21 protein-coding genes are annotated in these 23,060 nt (G+C 39.3%); 6 read left to right on the forward strand and 15 right to left on the reverse strand.

Translation table 11 applies throughout. From position 1 onward, the window contains the following. Nucleotides 1–9 precede the first annotated feature (9 nt). The 5 genes from M3210_RS05565 to M3210_RS05585 all read right to left on the reverse strand — a co-directional run bounded on the left by M3210_RS05565 (nt 10) and on the right by M3210_RS05585 (nt 5,539). Nucleotides 10–831, reverse strand: coding sequence for a carbohydrate ABC transporter permease (locus M3210_RS05565; protein ID WP_251512296.1), 822 nt, complete (start codon nt 829–831; stop codon nt 10–12). 12 nt (nt 832–843) lie between these two features. Continuing rightward, nucleotides 844–2,163, reverse strand: coding sequence for a carbohydrate ABC transporter permease (locus tag M3210_RS05570; RefSeq protein WP_251512297.1), 1,320 nt, complete (start codon nt 2,161–2,163; stop codon nt 844–846). 92 nt (nt 2,164–2,255) lie between these two features. Continuing rightward, a complete protein-coding gene (locus tag M3210_RS05575; protein ID WP_251512298.1) occupies nt 2,256–3,611 on the reverse strand; it encodes an ABC transporter substrate-binding protein in 1,356 nt (451 codons plus the stop codon). Between the two features lie 169 nt (nt 3,612–3,780). Next, nucleotides 3,781–4,536 carry an SDR family oxidoreductase gene (locus M3210_RS05580; protein ID WP_251512299.1) on the reverse strand — a complete coding sequence of 252 codons (756 nt, stop codon included), beginning with the start codon at nt 4,534–4,536 and terminating at the stop codon, nt 3,781–3,783. A gap of 19 nt (nt 4,537–4,555) precedes the next feature. After that, a complete protein-coding gene (locus tag M3210_RS05585) occupies nt 4,556–5,539 on the reverse strand; it encodes a LacI family DNA-binding transcriptional regulator (RefSeq protein ID WP_251512300.1) in 984 nt (327 codons plus the stop codon). 356 nt (nt 5,540–5,895) lie between these two features. Here M3210_RS05585 and M3210_RS05590 point away from each other — a divergent pair, with 356 nt between their 5' ends. Then, nucleotides 5,896–6,993, forward strand: a complete 1,098-nt coding sequence (locus M3210_RS05590; RefSeq protein WP_251512301.1) for an ABC transporter ATP-binding protein — start codon at nt 5,896–5,898, stop codon at nt 6,991–6,993. 76 nt (nt 6,994–7,069) lie between these two features. Here the strand turns inward: M3210_RS05590 and M3210_RS05595 are convergent, their stop codons facing one another. From M3210_RS05595 to M3210_RS05635, 9 genes are all read right to left on the reverse strand, one after another. Then, nucleotides 7,070–8,362: a YhfT family protein gene (locus M3210_RS05595; protein WP_251512302.1), complete on the reverse strand. Its 1,293-nt coding sequence runs from the start codon at nt 8,360–8,362 to the stop codon at nt 7,070–7,072. An 11-nt stretch (nt 8,363–8,373) separates the two neighbouring features. Beyond that, entirely contained in the window at nt 8,374–8,733 is a 360-nt protein-coding gene (locus M3210_RS05600; protein ID WP_251512303.1) for a DUF2620 domain-containing protein, read from the reverse strand. 12 nt (nt 8,734–8,745) lie between these two features. Then, the gene (locus tag M3210_RS05605; protein ID WP_251512304.1) at nt 8,746–9,111 is read right to left on the reverse strand and encodes a PRD domain-containing protein; all 366 of its coding nucleotides are present in this window, start codon (nt 9,109–9,111) and stop codon (nt 8,746–8,748) included. 93 nt (nt 9,112–9,204) lie between these two features. Next, complete coding sequence (locus M3210_RS05610; protein ID WP_251512305.1) at nt 9,205–10,356, reverse strand: YhfX family PLP-dependent enzyme; 1,152 nt, start codon at nt 10,354–10,356, stop codon at nt 9,205–9,207. Nucleotides 10,357–10,367: 11 nt separating this feature from the next. Beyond that, on the reverse strand, nt 10,368–11,582 hold the full coding sequence (locus tag M3210_RS05615; protein ID WP_251512306.1) for a phosphopentomutase: 1,215 nt from the start codon (nt 11,580–11,582) through the stop codon (nt 10,368–10,370). 30 nt (nt 11,583–11,612) lie between these two features. Then, a complete protein-coding gene (locus tag M3210_RS05620) occupies nt 11,613–12,725 on the reverse strand; it encodes an aminotransferase class V-fold PLP-dependent enzyme (protein ID WP_251512307.1) in 1,113 nt (370 codons plus the stop codon). Nucleotides 12,726–12,734: 9 nt separating this feature from the next. Then, nucleotides 12,735–13,610 carry a phosphotriesterase family protein gene (locus M3210_RS05625; protein WP_251512308.1) on the reverse strand — a complete coding sequence of 292 codons (876 nt, stop codon included), beginning with the start codon at nt 13,608–13,610 and terminating at the stop codon, nt 12,735–12,737. A 117-nt stretch (nt 13,611–13,727) separates the two neighbouring features. After that, the gene (gene yhfZ / locus M3210_RS05630; RefSeq protein WP_251512309.1) at nt 13,728–14,654 is read right to left on the reverse strand and encodes a GntR family transcriptional regulator YhfZ; all 927 of its coding nucleotides are present in this window, start codon (nt 14,652–14,654) and stop codon (nt 13,728–13,730) included. Nucleotides 14,655–14,964: 310 nt separating this feature from the next. Continuing rightward, the gene (locus tag M3210_RS05635) at nt 14,965–15,891 is read right to left on the reverse strand and encodes a threonine/serine dehydratase family protein (RefSeq protein ID WP_251512310.1); all 927 of its coding nucleotides are present in this window, start codon (nt 15,889–15,891) and stop codon (nt 14,965–14,967) included. Nucleotides 15,892–16,094: 203 nt separating this feature from the next. On the opposite strand from M3210_RS05635, the gene M3210_RS05640 reads away from it, so the two are divergent. The 3 genes from M3210_RS05640 (at nt 16,095) to M3210_RS05650 (ending at nt 20,156) form a co-directional block, all read left to right on the forward strand. Then, entirely contained in the window at nt 16,095–16,892 is a 798-nt protein-coding gene (locus tag M3210_RS05640) for an arginase family protein (protein WP_251512311.1), read from the forward strand. 221 nt (nt 16,893–17,113) lie between these two features. Next, a complete protein-coding gene (locus M3210_RS05645; RefSeq protein WP_251512428.1) occupies nt 17,114–19,402 on the forward strand; it encodes a penicillin acylase family protein in 2,289 nt (762 codons plus the stop codon). Nucleotides 19,403–19,880: 478 nt separating this feature from the next. After that, complete coding sequence (locus M3210_RS05650; RefSeq protein ID WP_251512312.1) at nt 19,881–20,156, forward strand: hypothetical protein; 276 nt, start codon at nt 19,881–19,883, stop codon at nt 20,154–20,156. Nucleotides 20,157–20,458: 302 nt separating this feature from the next. Here M3210_RS05650 and M3210_RS05655 read toward each other — a convergent pair whose 3' ends face one another. After that, a complete protein-coding gene (locus M3210_RS05655; protein WP_251512313.1) occupies nt 20,459–20,983 on the reverse strand; it encodes a transcription repressor NadR in 525 nt (174 codons plus the stop codon). A gap of 187 nt (nt 20,984–21,170) precedes the next feature. Between M3210_RS05655 and nadC the strand changes: the two genes are divergently transcribed. Together nadC and M3210_RS05665 are read left to right on the forward strand one after the other, a co-directional pair. After that, nucleotides 21,171–22,016 (forward strand): carboxylating nicotinate-nucleotide diphosphorylase, encoded by an 846-nt coding sequence (nadC, locus tag M3210_RS05660; RefSeq protein WP_251512314.1) that lies wholly within the window; start codon nt 21,171–21,173, stop codon nt 22,014–22,016. 26 nt (nt 22,017–22,042) lie between these two features. Then, nucleotides 22,043–23,047: a TAXI family TRAP transporter solute-binding subunit gene (locus M3210_RS05665; protein WP_251512315.1), complete on the forward strand. Its 1,005-nt coding sequence runs from the start codon at nt 22,043–22,045 to the stop codon at nt 23,045–23,047. The last annotated feature ends 13 nt before the right edge of the window (nt 23,048–23,060 follow it).

The following is a 23,060-nucleotide window of genomic DNA, read 5'->3' on the forward strand; positions in this document are numbered from 1 at the left end:
TTATATTGGTTACTCTTTTACAGATCCTGAGGTCAATCCAGATACAATTCGACGCTGGAAAATCAATACAAGAATGACGATTGGAATCGTCACAATGACTGTCGCGGCGGTAATGTCTCCCCACGGAATTGAATACTGGCTTTGATACATAGAAATACCGACTGGTATCGTCCTCCATCTGTCATCACTATTAATGGTCAGCGCGAATAAGTATTCATTCCAAGCCGCAATAAAAACTAGAATTCCCGTTGTAAACACTCCTGGTGCCGCCAGCGGAAAAATAACCTTTCGAAACGTTTGAAAAGGTGTAGCTCCGTCCAACTTTGCTGATTCGTCCAACTCAAACGGAATTCTCTTAAAAAAAGTAGATAAAATCCATATTGCTAAGGGCAATGTAATCGTTATATACGGAAGCACTAATCCTGGATAACTATCACGAAGTCCAAGATCCGTAACTAAATTAAAGATTGGTGAAATAATTGCAATTTGTGGGAACATGGATGATGCGAGAACAAGCCCGAGAATCAATCCTTTCCCTTTAATAGGCAGTCTTGTCACTGCATATGCAGTAAAAGAAGCAAATGTCAGTGCCAATACCGTCGTCACGCCCGACACGACAAAGCTGTTCAACATATACCTGAGCAACGGACGGTTTGTTAGTGCAGCCTCATAAGAATCCAGTGTCGGATTCGTCGTAAACCATTTATAAGATGAGAAAATCTCCCCCACTGGCTTTATCGATGTCAAAAACACCCAGAAAAATGGAAACATGACGATAAATACAAAGATAATCAAAAAGAAATAAAAACCAAATCCAGTTCGTTTATTCATCTGCTACCCTCCTCATTTCGCTCCTCTATCAAAGAGATCAGAACCGATGATTTTCACATACGCAAAACTGATAATGGCTACACAAATGAAGACAATTACTGAAAGTGTGGATCCTTCACCAAAGTTCTGTTGCGCAAACAACGTTTTATATGCGTATACGGAAATGGATTCTGTAGCATTTGCTGGACCTCCACCTGTCAACACATAGATCAAGTCGAACACACGGAAAGCATCCAACGTTCTAAACAGTAATGCTACTAAGATAGCAGGCTTCAGCAACGGTAATGTAATTTTCCAAAATTGTTGCCACTTATTGGCTCCATCCACATTTGCCGCTTCATATAATGAATTCGGTATCGTCTGTAAACCTGCCAATAGCAGAAGCGCCATATACGGTGTTGTTTTCCAAACATCTGCTAGAATAATAGAAAACATACCACCAGATGAAGTGGATAACAGCCAAGAAGCACCAGGGATGATATTTAAGACACTTAGATAATGTGCGACAATACCTGATTGCCCATCATATAGAAAGCCCCACATCATTGCGGCAACTGCCGTCGGAATCGCCCAAGGTACAAGAATGGAGGTACGAACAAGCCCCCTACCCTTAAAAGCTCGGTTGATTAGTAGAGCAACTCCTAGTCCTATTGCCAACTCAAGCGATACGGACACAACCGTAAAAAATGTAGTATTCCACAACGAACCCCACATCCGTGCATCCTTCAAATAGTCTACATAATTGGAAAATCCAACAAAATTCGACTCAAGAATGTTTCCGGATGTTGTATGTAATAAATCTGCCGTTTGCTGGAATTTTTCGTTACCGCTGGATTCAGCAATAGCTGACAATTCTTCTGAATAGGACAATAAGTCTTGTCGATAATCTTCCGCAAAATCATTGTCAATTTTGGCATATTTCAATTCTGAATCCCGTACAGGAGTAAAACTCATCAACAGTTCATCAATCTGCTCCACCTTTGAATTGATTTCTTCGTCACTGATCAACTCTGAGTGATGCTCTTCCACTCCTTCGTGAATCGTACGAATACTTTGTTGGATGTCTGCATCGTCTGTTTCATTGCTTAGATTATTCAACTGACTATTAATATAAAAGTAATTATCGACATAGCGTTCTAAATCAATATTGGAACTTAACATACGCTGGGATCGCGTCGGATCGTTCAACCGATAATCAAACAAGCTATTGTAAAAAGATTGAGCTACCGGCCACAACACAACAGCAAAAATCAGAATAAGCGATGGGAGGACCATAGCATATCCGAGCTGTTTTTCACTTAATTGGAATGAACGCCGATCTCTCTTTTTCATAGGATACCCCCTCGCTTGAGAACAATAGATTAATAGAAAAGCAAGATGAGAGTAATGCCCATCTTGCTTTTGTTTTTCAATGCACTACAGACTTACTCCTGCATCGCCTCTTCAATCTTCGTCTGCATATTCTTAGCAGCCTCTTCCGCTGTTTGATCTCCTGTCAACGCTTTGGAGATTTCAATTTGCATAATATCAGATACTTCTGGATAAATCGGTGAAACTGGTCTTGGTACAGCATTTTCGAGAGTGGCAACAAACTCAGGATTTGCAAACAATGGACGTGCATTCTTCACTTCTTCATCCTCATACAGTTCTTGAAGTGTTGGAGCTGAACCACCCTCGATTGCTGTGATTTTTTGCCCCTCTGGTCCTGTCATAAATTTCAGGAATTCCCAAGCTTCTTCCGGATGTTCTGTGTAGCGGTTGATCATGCCCATCCAACCACCTAATGACGAAGCTACCCCCGCATCGCCCGCTGGTAGTGTTGCAATTTCTACATTTCCAACGACTTTAGATCTTGACTCATCTTCAGAAGACGCTTGCATATATGGCCAGTTACGTGCAAAGACCGATTTTCCTTCAATAAACGCATTCTCAGTCTCTACTTCTTGGAAATTAAGAATATTGTCAGGTACAAAATCAGAATTTACGATTTCCTGCATTTTTTCAATTGCTTTAACGGTTTCTGGACTATCGACAACTACATTATTATCTTCATCAATAATTTGGCCACCGTAGGAAGCAATGTACTCAATTGCTCCTGTGATCAACCCTTCATATTGAGCTGCTTGCATAATATAACCAAATTCCGTGCCTTCTTCACCTTGCAATTCCGCTGCCATTTCAATCAATTCATCCCATGTTTCCGGAGGACTGTCTACGATATCTGATCGATAATAAAATACTCCTGCGTCAGTGAACTTCGGCATGGCCCATTGCTTACCGTTATAATTTCCAGCAGCAACTGTTCCTGGGAAATAAGCATCCATATCTATGCCGTCTCTTTCAATGAAGCGGTCCAATTCTAATATATAGTTAGCTTGTGCAAATTCAGCCGGCCAAATGACGTCCGCATCGAACACATCAATTTCAGAACTTTGCGAGCTGAACATCGTCACGTATTGATCGTGGGATTCCCCAGTATCTGCTGGCATCTCACGGAATTCTATCTTAATGTGAGGATGTTTTTCTTCAAATGCTTGAACCAACTTTTCGCTTGCACCCGTTGTATCCAAACCACGAGCATAAACTAAAGTGACTTGTTCTTGATCACCTTCAGCTTCCTTTTCAGACTCACTTTCCGTTTCAGTCTCCGCCTCCGTCTGATTATCGTTGTTTGACGTATCGTCGGCAGCTTGTCCATCCTCTTCATCGCCACATGCAACAAGTACTACAGCTAGAACAATGATAAGTAAAAATGCTAGAAACTTCCTCGTTAATTTCAATGTGTCCCCTCCTATTGATAAAGCGTTTTCATGATACTGGAAAAGAGTAAAATGTAATCGATTACATGTTTACCCATAATTATAAGATAAAATAGACACTTGTCAATGGTTTTCATTAAAATAATGAAAAGACTCTAAATACATAAAACGGAAATGTTTATATCATTGCCTACTTTCTATAGAATCCACCTTCCGAATTAATAACTTGTCCTGTTATCCATTCCGCTTCTTCACTCGCAAGGAACGCAACCAACCGTGCAGCATCTTCAGGTTGGCCAATTCTCCCCATTAAAAACTTCGGCAGCAACTCCTGTTTCAACTGCTCCGTCATCCAACCCGTATCGGTTGGCCCTGGATTCACTGCATTTACCGTTATCCCAAGCGGTGCCAACTCTGCAGAAAGGGATAGCGTAAATGCTGATATTGCTCCTTTTGTCGCGACATAGGCCAACTCTCCTGTCATAGGTCCTAATGCTTGGCCGGAAGTCATATTAATAATACGCCCATAAGTTTTGTTATTCTGTTGAAAACGTTTGGCAAATTCGGTACTGAGTAAAATAGGGGTACGCATATTGACGGCATAATGATCATCGAGCAGCTTTACATCAAGATTCTTATATCCGTCATTTAAGGAGTAAGCTGCATTATTTACAATAACATTAGGAAGCCCCAGTGTGCGTTCAACTTCATCAAGCAGCTGATAGGGAGCATCTTCATGCGCCAAATCAATTTCCATTCCTGCACAACGGACTCCCGAATCCCTGATTTCTTGAATAAACTGATTGGGCCAGTCTGACTTTGTTTGCCAATAAGTGAAGAAAACATCATATTTTTCTTCTGCCAGTTTTTTACTGATCGCCCTTCCTATTCCTTTTTCATGACTCACTCCAGTAACTAAAGCAATACGTTCAGTCGTTTGGTTCATATCTACACCCCCAAAAACTTTATGTCGATTCACGAATAACGAGTTCGTGCTCTAAAATGACACTTTCCACTGCTTTTCCCTTAATTTTATTAATAAGCATATTCGCGGAAATGGACCCCATTTTATACATAGGCTGTGAAATCGTAGTTAAAGTCGGATGGGTCATATTGGAGAAAACGATCTTATCAAACCCTACCAGGGCGATATCCTCCGGTACACGTATTTGATTGATATTAAGCTCTTTTAAAGCTCCAATCGCCAACACATCAGATACCGCAAACACTGCTGTCGGCCGTACTTCTTGTTTTAATAATCCTTTCATCGCTTGTTGACCATCTTCAAATTTTACGTTTTCCATATTAAGGATCCACTCTGGACGAATCGGCAACTCAAATTCTTCCATCGCTTTTTGAAATCCACGGTAACGTTCACGGGCGTATAAAAATTTTTCATCCGAATTGATGAGAGCAATTTTTTCATGACCCAGCTTGATGAGGTGCCTGACCGCATGATAAGCTGCCAGTTCATTGTCGATGGATACATAACAAATCGTTCCATCTTCATCATATTCACTGCATTGTACGATTGGATAATCTTTGGCAAGGTCAGTCAATGTTTTTTTATTCACCGTGGGGTCCATTGAAATAATTCCTTCAGCCAATCGGTTTTTCACCATATTAAAATAAATGTTTTCCCTTTCAGGGTTGGAATCCGTTTCACAAAGGAGAATATTATATCCCTCTTCAATCGCCGTATCTTCAATTCCATTAATGATTTCTGTATAAAATGGATTAGAAATGCTCGGCAACAAGACAAGGAGTAGTCTGCTTCTAGAAGTCCTTAGATTCCTGCCAAGTGCACTTGGCTCATAATTCAATTCATGAATTGCTTGTTCCACTTTGGTTCGCGTTTTCAACGTTACAACATCCGGATTGTTTAATACCCTTGAAACCGTTGCAACAGATACCCCGGCTTTTTTTGCAACCTTTTGTATGTTTGCCATTAAATCACCCTTTGACTATCTCTAAACAAATGTAATCGATTTCAATATTAATTATTAGTATATATTTTTTCAGTATTAAAGACAATGTGATTATATGACTATCTAGTTTGCCATTTATTCTTGGATAATTAAGCCTTTTGATATATTCATCGTATGATAATTCTTCATGATGGATGGAACATCATCTAATTATAGCAAACCCAGTAGCAAAAATAATAGAAAAATTGGCCTTCTTGTAAATATGCATAAAAACGCTTTCACTCTTTGTGCACGTTTACTATTTAACAAATCAACTAATCTATTATAATTAGAATTAGATAATGAAACGCTTTCAAAATTGATAGGGGGAGTATTCAATGGCAGAATTAGTATTGGAACATATTCAAAAGAAGTATGACAAAGAAGTAGTCGCTGTAAAGGATTTTAATCTACATATTCAAGATAAGGAATTTATTGTATTCGTCGGACCTTCAGGTTGTGGAAAATCTACTACCCTACGGATGATTGCCGGCCTGGAAGAAATTACGGAAGGAAATTTATATATCGATAATAAAAGAATGAATGATGTCCCTCCGAAAGACCGAGACATCGCAATGGTTTTCCAAAACTATGCACTCTACCCGCATATGAGTGTATACGATAATATGGCATTCGGATTGAAGCTCAGAAAAATGAAGAAAGATGAAATTGATCGCCGTGTTCAGGAAGCAGCAAAAATTTTAGGTTTGGAAGAATACTTGGATAGGAAACCGAAAGCACTTTCTGGAGGACAACGTCAGCGTGTTGCATTAGGCCGTGCTATTGTACGTGATCCTAAAGTGTTCTTGATGGACGAACCTCTATCAAACCTTGATGCTAAGCTACGTGTCCAAATGCGTACAGAAATCCAAAAGCTGCACAGACGTCTGCAATCAACAACTATCTATGTGACACACGATCAAACGGAAGCGATGACGATGGCAACCCGCCTCGTTGTAATGAGAGATGGGGAAATCCAGCAAATCGGAGCACCCGCAGAGGTTTATGAGAATCCGAATAATGTATTTGTCGGCGGCTTTATCGGCTCACCTTCCATGAACTTTTTCAATGGAGTAATCCAAGACTCTTACTTTGTAATTGGTGACGTTAAAATTAAAATACCAGAAGGAAAACTGAAAGTACTGAAAGACAATAATTATATCGGTAAGGAAGTCATACTTGGAGTGCGTCCAGAGCACATCCATGATGAACTTGTTTTCATCGAATCCACACCGGAAACAAAGATTTCAACTGTAATTGAAGTTGCGGAATTAAACGGTGCTGAAACGTTCTTATACTCAAAAGTGGGAGATCAAAACTTCGTAGCACGAATTGATTCACGTACTGATGTTATGGCTGGAGATACGATGGACCTAGCATTCGATATGAATAAAGCTCATTTCTTTGATGCGGATACTGAGGAAAGAATTAAGTAATACACACTATGGGAAAGCCATTCAAGGCTTTCCCATTTTCATTCTACATTCAGAAAAAATAAATAATCACCCTGGCCTACTGCGGAATAGTCATGAGCCCAAACGCAACTAAAATGTTTGCAATTATACCAACAGCAATCGCCCCTACCGGTCCAACCGCCATCCTTACTATTGGACGACCTGCTACTTCATTTAACAGATAGAAACCTGCAATGAAGAAAAAGCCGAAACCTGGCGCAATCATATTAGAAGCATTTGCACCACCAATTAATAATGCAACTTCAAGCAGCCTTGTCATTGCATTCCGGATGTTTTCCCCAGAATTACGAACTCCAGGATATTTATCTAGGAATCTAGCAATATAACTTAATAGCATTACCTCCGCGAAAATAATTGCTGCCCCAATAATAAGTGCCAGCCAAACATTTGGAGAGAAGAATCCGACTACAAAAATCAAGGTAAATCCAACAGGACTGTAAACACCAGTAGCAATTGCTGTACTCGCAACTAGGGGAATAAAACCAATCGCTCTCGCCGCTGCAGCGATTCCCGCATCCGCCGTTTGGCCTTCAGATAATAGATTCAACGAGATTGGATCACCAGCCATTAACATAAGGTTTGTAGCACCGGCAATCAGACCACCGATAACCATGAAAAAGACTACATTCTTTTTAATTGATCTTACTTTATCACTAAAGAGAGAAGCTAAATCGACAGATGACCCTTCTGACGCTTTCTCTTTGATTGCATATACAAATAAGAAAATCATTCCAACAATTAATGCCATACCTTCTTGGTTGATGGAGACTACATTATCACCAATTGTAATTAAACCTTGCTCGTTCACAAATACTGCCAGTTGCCTAACGAGTGCTGCTACGACGAAGGTTAGAACACCTTTCTTAATCCCGAATTGCATTGCTACTGCGAGTGCTGGAAAAGTCATAAATGTAACGACAACAGGGGTTCCAACTTCACCTAATGGCTCTAAGAAATTAACCGGCAAGTAATCAAATAATTTTACAAATCCCTCTAACCCTGCAATAAGTCCCCAACCATATAGTCCTCCAATTAATGCGGCAACAGGGGTACCCCATTTATTTTTAGGAGTCAAAAGTCCGATGATATCTGTTCCTAATAAAATACTATGAATCAAAATAATACTAGCGGATATAGTGAACGGTATACCAAATCCAATTACTAATCCAAAACTCATTGCAAAGGCAGTTAATCCAAGTTCTCTTCTATTAAGTCTACCTTCAATATGTTCGGAAACAATCGGACGTAATCCATCGTTAAAAACAGCAATATTTCTATTGGCTAAAATGGCGGCAACCATCCCAATTAAAACGACAAATAATGTCTCCATGGAAAATCCTCCTATCTATTTTCTTTAATGGCATTAATAATCATAGGCACTGCAGCATCCACATGATCTCCTGTAAATCCGAAAGCTTTTTTTCCACTTTTTACCGCTTCCATTACACTTTCATTCTTAGGCTTTTTTCCTGGCATCGATACGGTTTCACATTTGTCTCTACCAATTATCGCAATCGCCATTGCCAAAGCTCCCCCGCCTCCGGTATGACATGCTCCAAGATAATAATCCGCTTGGTTTGTTTTCATTATCATAGCTGCTTCCAAATCAGATTTGATGACCGTTTCAATTGATGAATCTAATTCTTTAATCAGGTTCTCAATTTCCTTCTTCTCAACTTGACCACCAATTACAATTTTCATTTTATTTCCTCCTCATAAATTTATATTTAATACATTTGTGAAATGCATATATAGAAATTGTTTTTCTCCTTCAGGTAGAGAGTCATCCAATAGTTCTTCGACCATTCGTACTTGTTCCACGGCAAAATCATAATGAATGGAACCTTTAACTTCTCGCTTAATTTCTAAACTTGGCGAAGGGAATTCTTCCCCTTTTTTTCTTCTTTCCAACGCCATTGGTAAATGAGTGAAAAGCATTTCCGCTTGCTCGATATCTGTTTTATCGATTGCCTCCATTAATTGTTCGAAAGCTTGTAAAGAAACATCATATGATTTTTGGCTAATCACTTCTTGCTCCAACAAGATTTGTAATCTCTCTTTATACGATTCTAAATTCATTGCTTTTCCTCCTCTAGTCATGACGCCTTTTAAAATCCACTCCAATTAATCAGTTTCCAAAAATAAGACAGCGCTTTCAAAACTCTATAAACTTCATCTAATCTGATTCCCCATAGCATCATAGATTCCAATTAACTCAGGTTTTGAGTTAAGATTTTTTACGATAGCTAATTGGGCATTGGTCACAAATGCTTGGGTTCGAAATGCATAAATAACGGTGTCCCCAACCCTTGCTTTATTTGTATTTAATGTTCCATAATAATCGATATTAGATGGATTATTTTCAATAGCTTCCACCTCTTTAACATTATTTATATTTGTACCTAAAAGAGCGTGCTCCACACGGGATCTAGGATAAAATCCACCACCAAAAACATAAGAGTGCCGATCATAAACGTGAGACACTTCAGAGACATATACCATTGCAGGACACTCCGGTAAATCTTTCGCTGCATGCAAAGGGGTTGAACCTGTAAATGCATGTCCTGGCTCTCCTTGGGTTGCACCTAGCTCCTTCAATAAAGGGAGAGTATCTGTAGATGTTGCACTAGGCATATTCATTTCAATGTTTGAAAAGCCTTTTCGTTTCAATAATTCTTTTGCCTTTAACATGGATTGAACATTCGGTGTTGGTTCCACTTCATCTTCTTTAATCAGCAAACATGGAAAGCTTGTCAAGCCGGCAATTTCTATTCCTTCCAGTTGTATTAGTTCATCGATTTCCCGTAATAATTGTTGATTTGTAAAACCGCCTTTTTGACCGTCATAAATAAAATTATCCAGATCAGCAATGCGTAGAAATACTTTTTGCCTCCTACCCACTTCTAAAGCAATATCACTAATTATCCGAGCATTTTCATAGCTGAAAACAGTAATATAATCCGGATGAAGTGTTAGAATGCTATGGACCATACACTTTGGAATTTGAACAAGATGGCCGACATGACCTATAGGGATCCCATGATTATACAATGTTATTGCCTCCCAAGGATCTACTGCTACAGCTTTCTCAATCCCCGCTTCTACAATTGTCTTTGCGACCAATGGATTCCGACCTAACTGTTTTGTCATAAAGAACAGTTCAATATCCTGTTTTTTGGCTTCTCTGGCCAAAATTGTAGCATTTTGTTTTACTGTATCCAGGTCTACCACATATGTGTTAGGAGAAATATACCCTTGGTGATGAAAATCGATGGATGCCTCAATTAATTTACTGTTTCTCTTCCAAGTAGCTTCTAAAAACATGTTTTCTCCTCCTACGGTTTCGACATTAAAGAGAGAAATGATGTGCCATTTTCAGGTTTATTGAGCTGCAAAAAATCTGCTCCAGTTGCTGCGATATCTGATAATGTCTTTCTTTCATCAAGAAATGCGCTCTTTGCTTTTTTCTGGTAAGCTAATAGAAATGTTTTTTCTCTTGTATGCTGATTATGCCCAATGGTCGGGTCATTCCCATGGTCAGCGCTCATAATCAATAGATCTTGATCGGTCATTTTATTTAACAATGAAGTTAAATAATAGTCTACCAATTCAATTCGATTTGCATAGCGTTTTGGATTCTGAGCATGCCCAGCCAAATCAGTTTCTTGAACAGTTGCAGCTATAAGTCCATGCTTGATATGGTCCATTTCAGATATGATATCTTTCATAACTTGCTCTGTATCTACTCCAGGAAACTTGGAAGCCCCTTTACAATAAATGACATCTTGCATTTTACCAATTAGCGAGACATCTAGCCCTGCATTTACAGCGATCATGGGTAACTGATTTTCTGGTGATATACCGAACCCCAAGTGTCTTACTTGATATCCCTGTTTATAAACATTCGATTTCGGTGAGTTTACTCCAACCAGACCGTCATCTCTTCTTTCAACAACCTTTTGTAGCTGTTCTGAAGTAACATTTTCCCCGCCTAGAGCGATCACCCGGTTAACTTTAACATTTTGTCTAACGCATTTACCGATTTCCAAAACTTCCTCGTATGATATTTCGTCCAATGGTCCAGTGACATTATAAATTTGCCCATAGTCTGTTTCGATATTGTCTGCAACAATCACCCGATCATTTACCAAAAGATAAGGCAACTCTTGTTTCGGTATCGTTACTTTGAATCTTTCCACTTCTAATGCTCGCTTAACATGCTGTAAATTATCTATAAATGGTGCTCGATATGTTTTTTTCGGCTTAGTCCCCATAATCTCGTTATGCCCCTCAAAACTATCGGCGCCCGGGTGCATTGGGTTAAGTTTTCCATAACTAGCTAATGGGCCCTCTTTCTTTGTTAATGCTGGGTGGTTTAAAATATTATTGATTCCTAACTTTTCCATATTTGGTATGTTTATGGATGGGATACTGTCAATGATATGGCAAAAAGTATTAGCTCCGAGGTCTTCAGGATGGTATTCCTCCACATCTTCCATTGTCCCAACGCCAAGACTATCTAAGATTAAAATAATTACCCTACGTTCCACTGCACTCCCCTCCTTTTAGTATATTCTCAACTAATACTGTGAATTACTTTTTATTGTTTTAATGGAGGTATCAATAATGCGTATTACTGTATCAGGACCACTTCGCATTGGATTAATCCGAATCATCCTTTTACCCAGCGTGGGATCAGCAGATAGGAATGTTCCGGATACTTTATAGAACATCGGTACAAATTCATATTTTGATTCAGCACCAATCGGATTTGGCGCCGCTCCTAACTCATTTGCATATTTGAGAACTTCCTCAGCTATCGGCTCCTCAAATTCTACTAGCAACACTTTGGATTGGGCATTTGCAAGGAAAGCCCGTTTAATACCAGGAATAATTCCTTCATTCAATCTATCAACTAATTTCTCATTGACTTCAGCTTGTATGGCCAACATGACAGGTGCGTAAATGAGGCCTCTAAGCGCTTCCAATGCTTCGTAGCCTTGAACTTGACTACCACCTGAATAGTTCAATTCCTCAATCTTTTCAATGTGCTCTGTCTTGCCAACAAGGAGACCAATCCCCTCTGGACCCAACAATTTAAATAAAGAGAATGTAGACAAGTCCGCTCCGGCTTGTGCACCTATATGCTTCACCTTCATTGCCGCATAATTGTCATCAGTAATGATCGTGAGAGATGAATTAGCGGTTTTGATTGTTTTGATGACTTCATCTATTTCATAGTTGTCATCGATTTTTTGTCGTGTATGCTGAACCAAAGCCCCTTTTATGTCTGGATTATCACGGATTGTCTTTATTAATTGTTCATTATCATGGAAGTCAACAGCTACCGGTATAATCGACATGGAATCTATTGTAGTTTTACTCGTTGGGTAAATGGGTGCATCATGTACCAATATCTTCTCATTTGGTTTGAGAAAGCTCATCAAGCCGTATCGTAATGCCCCAGTACCCGCACCGCGAACAAGCTTTGCTTTCTCCACTCCAAAAAATTCTGCTAGTACTTCTTCAACTTTCTTTGTATAACGGGGTTTATTCATCCCTCTTACTACACCTAAATCTCCTAGCGAAAGTATCTCATCTCCCTGAAAATGTTTGGTGACAATATCAACCAAGGAAAATTGCATTCTCTGCGCTTCTTCCATTGAGATACTTTTTAGTGGTTTGGTTTTCATGATTTCACCTCAACCATTCATAAATTCAGTTGGATTTTTAATCAACATTTTCTCAATCGACTCAGTTGAAAGCCCTGTCTGTTCAAGAAGGGGAACGAACGAATCGAGTAAATAAGAGTATCCGAGGCCACCTTGGTACTCTAGATGGGATTTTCTAGTTATATCCATCGATAGTAAAACCTTATCGATATAACCCTTCTGTTGAATCTCCCACAAGATATCTGCACGTACTTGATCCGGCATATAACTTTCCTTGCCAATCGTATCAAACTCTACATACGCCCCTTCTTTTAACATATGAAGAATATAATCTGCATCCCCCGTCAAATCGACATGACCTATTATTACTCGATTTAGATCCACTCCATGTTGTTTAAAAAAGGCAACCTGTTCGTGGCCTAATGTACCTAAAGTAGTATGAGTGGTAATTGGTTTATTCGTTTCCTTGTGAGCAATGACAACCGCCTCAAAAACTTTCTTTTCTGTTTCCGTCCACTTATTATGGCTCGTTCCGATTTCTCCAATAATTTCCGCTTTCGTATTTGTTCCTTTAATCCCTTCCGTTATTTCTATTAACATCCGTTCAGCTAACTCATCTCTCGATTCTCGAAAGACCTGAATAGGATAAAACTTTTCTTGATAAAAACCAGTAGCATGAATAATATTTATCCCACTTTTTTCGGCAACCTTTTCAACATACGGGATGTTCCTTCCCATTCCAAAATTGGTTACGTCAACAATATTACGAACACCTTTATCAAATAATTTTTGATATTCTTTTACTGTTTCTGAGAATACATCAAGTTGGCAGTCTTCACTTTTTTTCACTTCAGAAAGATCAATTGTTGTATGTTCATGCATATAGGTAATCCCAGGTTCCAACACACCTCTCACCCTCTTTCTTCGAATCTATAACTATGAAGTTAGCTATGGTTAGGAAGGAGTAATGCCGTATACCTGTAAAATCATACTCATTCCTCACCTAATGTATAAACACACCCCTTAATATTTCGGCATTTTGACTCCTTTTTCCACTTGTCTCTGGATATCTAGAATATCTTGTAACTGTACGGAACCCCATTTTTCAATGAATTCTTCTTCTCTTTCACCATCAATAACAATGACAGCTTCCGAAGTATCTTCGGATAGTTCTATCGTTCTTGGAACCTTGAAGCCAATCGACGGAAAGGCCTTCATTAATCTCTTATCATCACTGCTCCACACTGCAGCATCAATCTTCTTGGAATCTAACATATCAAACAGTTGCATATAATTTATGTGTACATATTCAACAGACAAGCCATTGAATTCACTATAAGTCAACTCCGTTTGGTCCGTAGATTCAACATCGACCCCTACCCTCATTCCATCGTAAATCGTGTGATCCTCCCGGTTTGCTAAAAATATTTTATGAGAGGAGACATAGCTTTCAACGCCAAAGCGTTTGAATATTTTTAGATTGGGATATTTTAATAGAATATTATCTGCTGTCATTTTGGAAACAATTGCGAAATCACTACGCTTTGTCCGGACTGTTTCTAAACGATTTAATCCCCCTCGCATGTATGATAAGGATATTTTTTTACCTGCTCCTTCAAACGCTTCAAATAAGCCCGTTGCTAATCCTTCATACTTTCGGGAGTATGGTAACGGCATGGATCCTATCAAAGGAGAAATTCCCGCAATCTCTTGCAACAATTGGTCGTCCTTATCAATTAAATAAGTACCTAGATGCCCTCGAGCCTCCAAACGAATTGCTTTTAGCTCTTCTAATAAGCCTAAAGCAATTTGAACCGTTCCTCGTCCTATGGAAAGTTTCACGCTATAATCAGACACTCGAGGGATTTTACTTCCAATCTCCAATTCTAATAACTCTTTTGCTATATGCTTTGCTGCTAAACCGTTTTTTGAATATAATTTTTCCCACATATTTATATACCTCACCAATATACTATTTTTCGTACATTAATAGTATAGAATCATTCTATATTCAAAGCAATTCTAATGCAATATATTCAATCTTGCTTAATCTATTCCCATTATTTATTTTCTTCTCAATACATACTTAATCCCAATATACTATATTTTGTACAACTGTATTGTAAGTGTTTACATTTTAAAACTCAAGTAATTAATTTGGAAAAATTTAAATAAGGGAGTGGATGACCACTCCTTCATTTCCTTGTGAAATATAACAGCTAATTTATCTATCATGCTCTACTCCTGAAGACAAGACTTGTTATCTAACATCCATATTTCCTCCCGTCAGTACACATACGACATTTTTATCCTTCACATGCAGCTTACCATGCATCGCTGCAGCTACTGTAGTCGCACTCGACGGCTCAATCAGCTGTTTCATCCGCTCCAGGACAAGAAGTTGTGCTTCCTTAATGTCATCGTCCGATACTAGCACAATATCATCTATATAGCGCTGAACGACTGGAAATGTCAGATAACCTGGTTTTATCGCCCGAAGCCCATCGGCAATTGTAGTTGATACCGGGATCTCCGTCAGCTCCCCATTTTTTAATGATAGATACGTATCATTTGCTGTTTCTGGTTCTACACCGATTACTTTTACATTTGGCTTACTCTGCTTTATTGCAGTCAATACGCCGGAGATCAATCCACCTCCGCCAATTGGAACGACAACCACATCTGTCTCTGACAGCTGCGCTAATATCTCTAAACCGACTGTACCCTGCCCTGCCATGACAAGTGCGTCATTATATGGAGGAATAAACACACCATGATTCTGTTCTGCTACCTCCTCAGCCTTTATCAATCTTTCTTCGGATGTTAGACCATGTTTTGCAACCGTTCCACCATAGGCGTTTATCGCTTTCAATTTACTTTCCCTTACATCTTCAGGCACTACAATAGTTGCCGGCACCCTTAATTGATTTGCAATATAGGCAACTGCCTGTCCGTGATTGCCGCTGGATGCCGTCGTGATAAATCTAGCTTTCCCCTTTACTGCCTTTTTCACTTTATTCGTCGCGCCACGGATTTTAAAGGAGCCAGTCTTCTGAAGATGTTCCGCTTTAAAATACATGTTATTGCCACAGATTTCACTTAGCTGTGTGGAATGCAAAATTGGCGTTTCATGGATAACATCTTGTATCTCCTGTTTAGCTTCTAGGATCTCTTTTAAACCAATCATTAGTAAGCCTCCCTTTGCCAATAAGTAATTCGTATTTTTACCCTCTTTAAATCTATGTTTCTAAAATAATGATATTGTATATGTCACTCAAATAATTTTTGAGTCGTTTATATCAATCTAACATATAATCTTCTGAAAACAGCCAAAAGTGATATAATAAAGAGTACAGCTTCATATTATTCCTAGAAAGGGGTTAGGTAACAATGAATGAAAAGATTACCGTACTTAACTTTGATAACACATATCAAAAACAAGCCTTTCTGCACAAGGAAAATGTTGATTGGGTGGACCTGCAATCGATTGCCAACACAAATCTTTTTTGTGAACGAGCTACATTAAAGACAATTGAACATAAGATTTCCCACCTGAGAAATAACATCACTCTGATTGGAAATGGAAACTACCACTACATCACCTATCTGCTGTTAAAACAAGTTCAAAAACCTTTTACCCTAATTTTATTTGACCATCACACCGATACATTAAAAAGCCCTAGTGAGGATCTGATTTCCTGTGGTTCATGGGTACTTGAATCCCTTGAAACTAATCCCTACTTGCAAAAAGTTTTGATTATCGGGGTCAGTGAAGAAGGAGAAACACAAATCCCCCCTTCCATAGAAGGAAAAGTACGTCTTTATACAAAACACCATCTCCGCTTGAATTTCAAGCGTGCACTCCACTCCATCAACCAAGAAATTCAAACCGACGAAGTTTACCTTAGTATCGATAAAGATGTCCTCGATAAAAAAGACGCAATAACTGCCTGGGATCATGGGAATATGCGTTTACGTGAGCTCTTGAGAGTCGTTAAGGAAATTATTAAAAACAAAAACATAAGTGGAATCGACATTTGTGGGGAGTATCCTTCAAATTCAGATGAGTTCGGACTAGAAACTAAAGAAGCTAATGATAAAAACAGTTTTGCGAATCGATTTATGCTGGAGTATATAATCCGATGGCTGCGGCAGGCAAACCATTCTTCTGAGGTTTTACATGCTTAATCATTTAGTGCTGAGAACTAAATATAATTCTTAACCGACTTTAATACCTGATTATTTCCATTCTCAAAAATAAAGGATTTCCCTCCAACAAAGAGAATCTATACTTTAAAGGAGGGTTACAATTGGAACAGGAAATAATAAACAAAGGACAAAAAAAGAGACTAACCAAAAGGAAACTATTCTTGTTTATTATCGGAGGAATTATTTTAGTTTTACTCTGCATGCTCTTATTCGCAAATATATACTTAAATCGCTCGGTAGCACAGGTTAAAGGCACGATTAATCTTCCAATTTTACAAGATGAAGTCACCGTGTTGACGGATTCACACGGAGTACCTCATATACGTGCTCAAAATGAGCAGGATTTATATATAGCACAAGGGTATGTTCAGGCGCAACATCGAATTTTCCAAATGGAATTATCCCGAAGACAAGCATCTGGAACGCTAAGTGAAGTAGTCGGTGAGGCCACAGTAAATCAAGATAAATATTTCCGGACATTGGGCCTAAGGCGTGCTGCTGAAGCGTCGTATGAGATTTATTCAGAAGAAAGCAAGCAAGTCTTACATTGGTTTGCTGATGGTGTGAATATGTACATTGAAGATGCGAAGAAAGCAAACCGTCTGCCAATTGAATTTCAGTTAATGGATGCCGAGCCTGCAGAATGGACACCGATTGATTCACTTACAATTGGAAAGTTTATGGCGTTCGACCTTGGCGGGAACTGGGAACGGCAAGCATTTAATTACTATGTGCTGAGCCGTTTCTCGGAGGAGAAGGCGTACGAGCTGTTCCCTGTTTATCCCGAAAACCGCCCAACAATCATCAAGGATGAAGAAATCGACATTGCCAAGAGCTTTGAACATGCGGTGATTCCTCATGAATTCAATGGGAGTAATAATTGGGTCGTAAGCGGAGAAAAATCTGCATCGGGCGAACCGATACTTGCAAATGATCCGCATTTAGGATTGGCGACCCCTTCCATTTGGCTTCAAATGCATTTGCAAACAGATAATTTAAATGTGAGTGGAGTAATTTTTGCAGGTGTACCTGGAATTATTTTGGGACATAACGAGGACATTGCATGGGGCGTGACCAATACAGGACCAGATGTACAGCAGCTCTATTTGGAAAAACAAAATCCAGAAGCACCAAATGAATTTTTGTTTGAAGATGAATGGGAAGAAGCGGAAGTAATTCCAGAACCGATTCACGTTAGAGATGGAGAAACGATTGATTATGAAGTTGTCGTGACACGGCATGGACCTGTCATCTCCGAATTTGCAGAGGAAAGTGGTTGGGGGACGGTTCTGTCCTTACGCTGGACGGCACTCGAACCGACAACGGAACTCGAAGCAATTTTAGAGATGAATAAGGCGACCAATTGGCAGGAATTTGAAAAAGGGCTCGAAAAGTTCCTTGTGCCGGCGCAGAATTTTGTATTTGCTGCAAAAGATGGAACAATTGCTTATAAGGCAAACGGAAATATTCCACTTTATAAAAACCCTGGAGATGCCCTCCTCCCTCTTGAAGGTTGGCTTGCAGAAAATGAATTGAACGAGTACATCCCATTTGATGAACTGCCTACTGTGGTAAATCCGGAGAAGGGTTATATTGCTACAGCGAATAACAAAGTTGTAGGTGATGACTATCCATATCATATCAGCAACGTCTGGGCACAGCCGTACCGCTACGAACGAATTTCCGAGGTGCTGGAGGAGAGAGATAAACTGACAATAGAAGATATGCAGAATTTACAAATGGATCAAATGAATCTACAAGCAAGGGAATTTGTTCCTTCTTTTTTACAATTAATCGAGGATAATGATTTATCGGAAAATGAAGAAGCAGCTTTGGAAATTATTGCATCTTGGGATTATGAGGATGATGCTGGTGAAGCAGCACCTTTAATTTTCCACCAATGGATGTATGAAGTGGAAAATGTATTATATTCGGGACATTCGGGATTTCCAAGCTCAATGATGAATATGTTCACTGCGAGAGGACAAACGACGGATAAGATCATAAGAAAAGGAATCGTTGGAGAAGAGTCGATTTGGCTGGATGAAAATGGCGGATTGGAACATGTGTTGATTGAATCTTTAACCCAAGCCGTCCAAAAGCTCGAAGTGGAATTTAGAGAAGATTTTTCTGCTTGGAAATGGGGAGATTTTCACCAGGTGGAATTCCGACATCCGCTATCAAGCATTCATCCAGTATTGGAGTTTTTCTTTAATCGAAAGGACCCTTTGCCGATCGGAGGAAGTGCAATAACCCCGATGGCAGCAGCTCATAATCGTGATACAGGAGAAGTTGAGCACGGTGCTCCTTGGAGATTTGTAATTGATTTAGCTAATATTGAAACTGGATATCACATCAACGGCCCTGGACAAAGTGGTCATTTCAGAAGTGATGCGTATCATGATAAAATTAACGATTGGGTGAATGGTATGTTTTATGAAACCCGATTGAATGAGGAAGAAGGGAAAGTATTGCGGTTTGCAAAATAATGCCATTGGAAAAGGGATACTCCTTCAATCTGGAGTATCCCTTTGATTTTCAGTAACATATAAGTTTATTTTTATTAATCCCGATTGTTTCGGGTGGGAAATTCTTAAGATTATCAGCTATAATGGATAGCTTTTAGAAAACGCAGCATGTATTCAAAGTTAAAGAATTTCACTTTACCGCGGTATATGTTCCACTGGATGTTCTCTGACTTAAGCAACACAAGCCCTACCTGCTCTTGCGTCCTTGCGACCCCTTAGTCGCTCCAGTTTGAATAAGCATCAACAAAAACATTGTAGAATGCCAGAATTACTTAGTTGTTACTAGACTATTAATAATATCATTCACTATATCATTTGTCAAATTAATCTTAGATACTCTTTTTTTCTAGACAAAGTAAATCATTCCATCAACCTCCCGGCAGATGAAAATGATCTAAGCATTGGCTTTTCATATGAAAGTTTTTTATGCTCGGACGATATGGATGAGTGGACATATGACCTTGAGCAACGGGAAGCCTTTGAAAATGACAAGATAGAAAGATTTTATGGACACGTGGAATACGCACACAAACAGATGGTATTAAAACATAATGATATTTGTTACAGCACTTCTATTTTCACAGAGGATGGGTACCATGAATCTGATAAAAGACTGTTTGAATTGTTGGCAAATACGTTTAAGACAGAAGAAGAAGGAGCTTATGACCCTATTTATTCCGGGGTCGGAGGCAAGAGGCTATCAAGGCGGAGATAACCGTTCAAAACTGCGGGAATTGCAAATTACGAAGCTTGATATTTCTTCTAATTCAAGTTCCAGAGGGCACGTGAGAACCCCTTGCGTTACCCCTCACTTCTGAATCCTACTCCAGAGGGTACATGAGAATTTCTTACGTTACCCCTCACTTCTGAATCATGCTCCAGAGGGTACATGAGAACTTCTTACGTTACCCCTCACATAGAAATATTGTTCCAAAGGGAACGTGAAAACTCCTTGCTTACCTCTAACTCCAAAATTCTGTCCCAGAAAAAGATCTGGCTCCAGAACATCATAAAATATCAAACCAAAATCCCTGCCCTCTCCAATTCCCTGCAAGCTGCTTCAATCTTCTCTATTGAATCCGCTTCTAACGTATGAAGATGCAAACCTTCCGTTAACGATGATAAATGAGAGGCTTTTGGATCTTGCAGTTTTTCATAAAACAAGTCTACCTCTTTTCGATTGCTCACCATGATCGAGGCTGTTAAGTCACCATATACCGGATGCTCCACACTCACATCCTTGACCGTAACGCCATGATCAACAATCATATACAACTCTTCTAGTGTTTGCTCTGGAGTATGTCGGACCACAATCGTCCGTCGTTGTACACTATCCTCGGCCTTCTCCCTTAAATAAACATATCCTTGACTCGTAGCGATAATTGGTTCGTTTTTCGCTTTTAGGATGGAAACATCTTGAACAATAACTTGTCTGGAGACATTCGCTTTTTCAGCAAACTCTGAAGCTGTAATTGGTGTGGATGCACTTTCTAACGTTGTGATAATTAACTTTTGACGTTCTTGGGGCGACATTTTTTTCATATTTTTACACTTCCTTATGGTTATGCCATTCTAAAATTCTACCATGTGCATGTAAAATTTTACTTGATATAATATTAAATCTATGTAAAGATAGTTGTCAAGACATCTAAATATACACCCAAATAAACACCCATGATTTCATTGTGAAAAACTTCACAACTAACTCGATTTATAAGGAGATATAAAGATGAATCAACTAAAGTTAAAGAAAATGCTAGAATCATTTTTACTAGAAGATATTGGTGATAATGACTTAACAAGCAACTCTATCTTTCCTATCGAACAACAAGGTAAAGGGATTTTCATTTCGAAAGAGGATGGAATTATTGCAGGACTTGAAATCATCCAAGCTGCTTATCATTTGCTCGATCCACAAATCGAAGTTAAATTGCATTTTGCTGATGGAGATAGGGTCAATCAAGGAGATACGATTGCGGAAGCTTTTGGTCCAGTAAGACCTATCCTGACAGGCGAACGTGTCATTTTAAATTTACTCCAGCGGATGAGTGGAATCGCCACATTAACGAAAACATGTGTAGAGACTTTAAATGATCCCTCCATTCAAATCTGTGATACAAGAAAAACAACGCCTGGCCTAAGGATGCTGGAGAAATATGCAGTCACCGTTGGCGGTGGGAAAAATCATCGTAACGGCTTATATGATGGTGTCATGATTAAGGATAATCATATTTCTTATTGCGGATCCATTACAAAAGCAGTTGAGCGAGTACGTGAATCTGTGGGCCATATGGTAAAAATCGAAGTTGAGACGGAAACGCGGGATGAAGTGTTAGAAGCCGTTGAAGCAAATGCAGATGTCATTATGTTTGATAATCGCAAACCTGAAGAAGTGAGGGAATTTGCCAAACTTGTTCCACCTCAAATTATAACCGAAGCTTCTGGAGGGATTAATCTATCAAATCTAGCATCTTATGCCAATACCGGAGTTCGATATATATCTTTAGGTGCATTGACGCACTCGGTTAAAGCGCTAGATATTAGTTTACAAGTCAAAGAAGGAAACAAAAAATAATTTCCGACTTACAGGAGAGCTAGAACATGAACAAAAAAACATTCATATCTATTCTTTTACTGCTATTCCTATCTATTCTAGCTGGCTGCGAAGAAGAAACAGAAGGTTCTGATTCGAACGGCATCACTACTACTATCAAGGGCGGTCGGACAGGTGGTGCATGGGCAGTATTTACAGAAGGAATTGCCGAATCGGTCCGTCGTGAAAATGATTCCTCCTATATTACAGTGGAACCTGGCAGTATAGTAGAGAATCCTCCCATGGTAGGTCTCGGCAGGGTTCCATATGGTTTGTCTTATGCGATGACCGCCTATGCTGCTTATCGAGGAGTAGAGCCATACGATCAAGCTTTTGAAGATATTCGTGCGGTTAGTGTTGTTATTCCAGCTAATTATTATCAATTCTTTGTGAGAAAAGATGTGCCATACGATTCACTTCATGACATTGTGGAAAACCAAATACCAATTCGTTTGGCTGTGAACCAAAAAGGATCAGATGCTGAGCTGATCACCCGGGAAACATTCCATCATTTTGGGATAACCTATGAAAATATCATTTCATGGGGAGGGTCAGTCGATTATCTGTCCGGGTCAAAGGCGTTTGAAATGATGGCGGATGGAAGAATTGACGCTGCTGGAAATGCCGAGTCTGCACCTTCAGGTAATATTATTGAAGCCTCTACAACCATCGATTTAAAAATGGTTTCCTTGGATAAGGAAACTATTGAAACGGTATCCGAAAAACTCGGAATGGAGCCCAACACGATTCCTGCTGGGACCTATGACTTTCAAAAAGAAGACATTGATACGGTCAGTACCCCAGCAATTCTTATCGTTCATAAGGACGTTTCTGACGAAGAGGTGTACGCAGTTACAAAGAGCATCTACAACAACTTGAATTATTTACAAACCGTACATGATGAATTTAAAGAATTGACAGAGGAAAGTATGATAAACGTTGGAGAGCTCCCTCTCCATCCAGGAGCCGAGAAGTTTTATAAAGATATCGGAATACTTGCTAAGGATGAATAAACATCTTATTTTG

The sequence above is a fragment of the Oceanobacillus luteolus genome (assembly GCF_023715655.1).
GTDB lineage: Bacteria > Bacillota > Bacilli > Bacillales > Amphibacillaceae > Oceanobacillus > Oceanobacillus luteolus.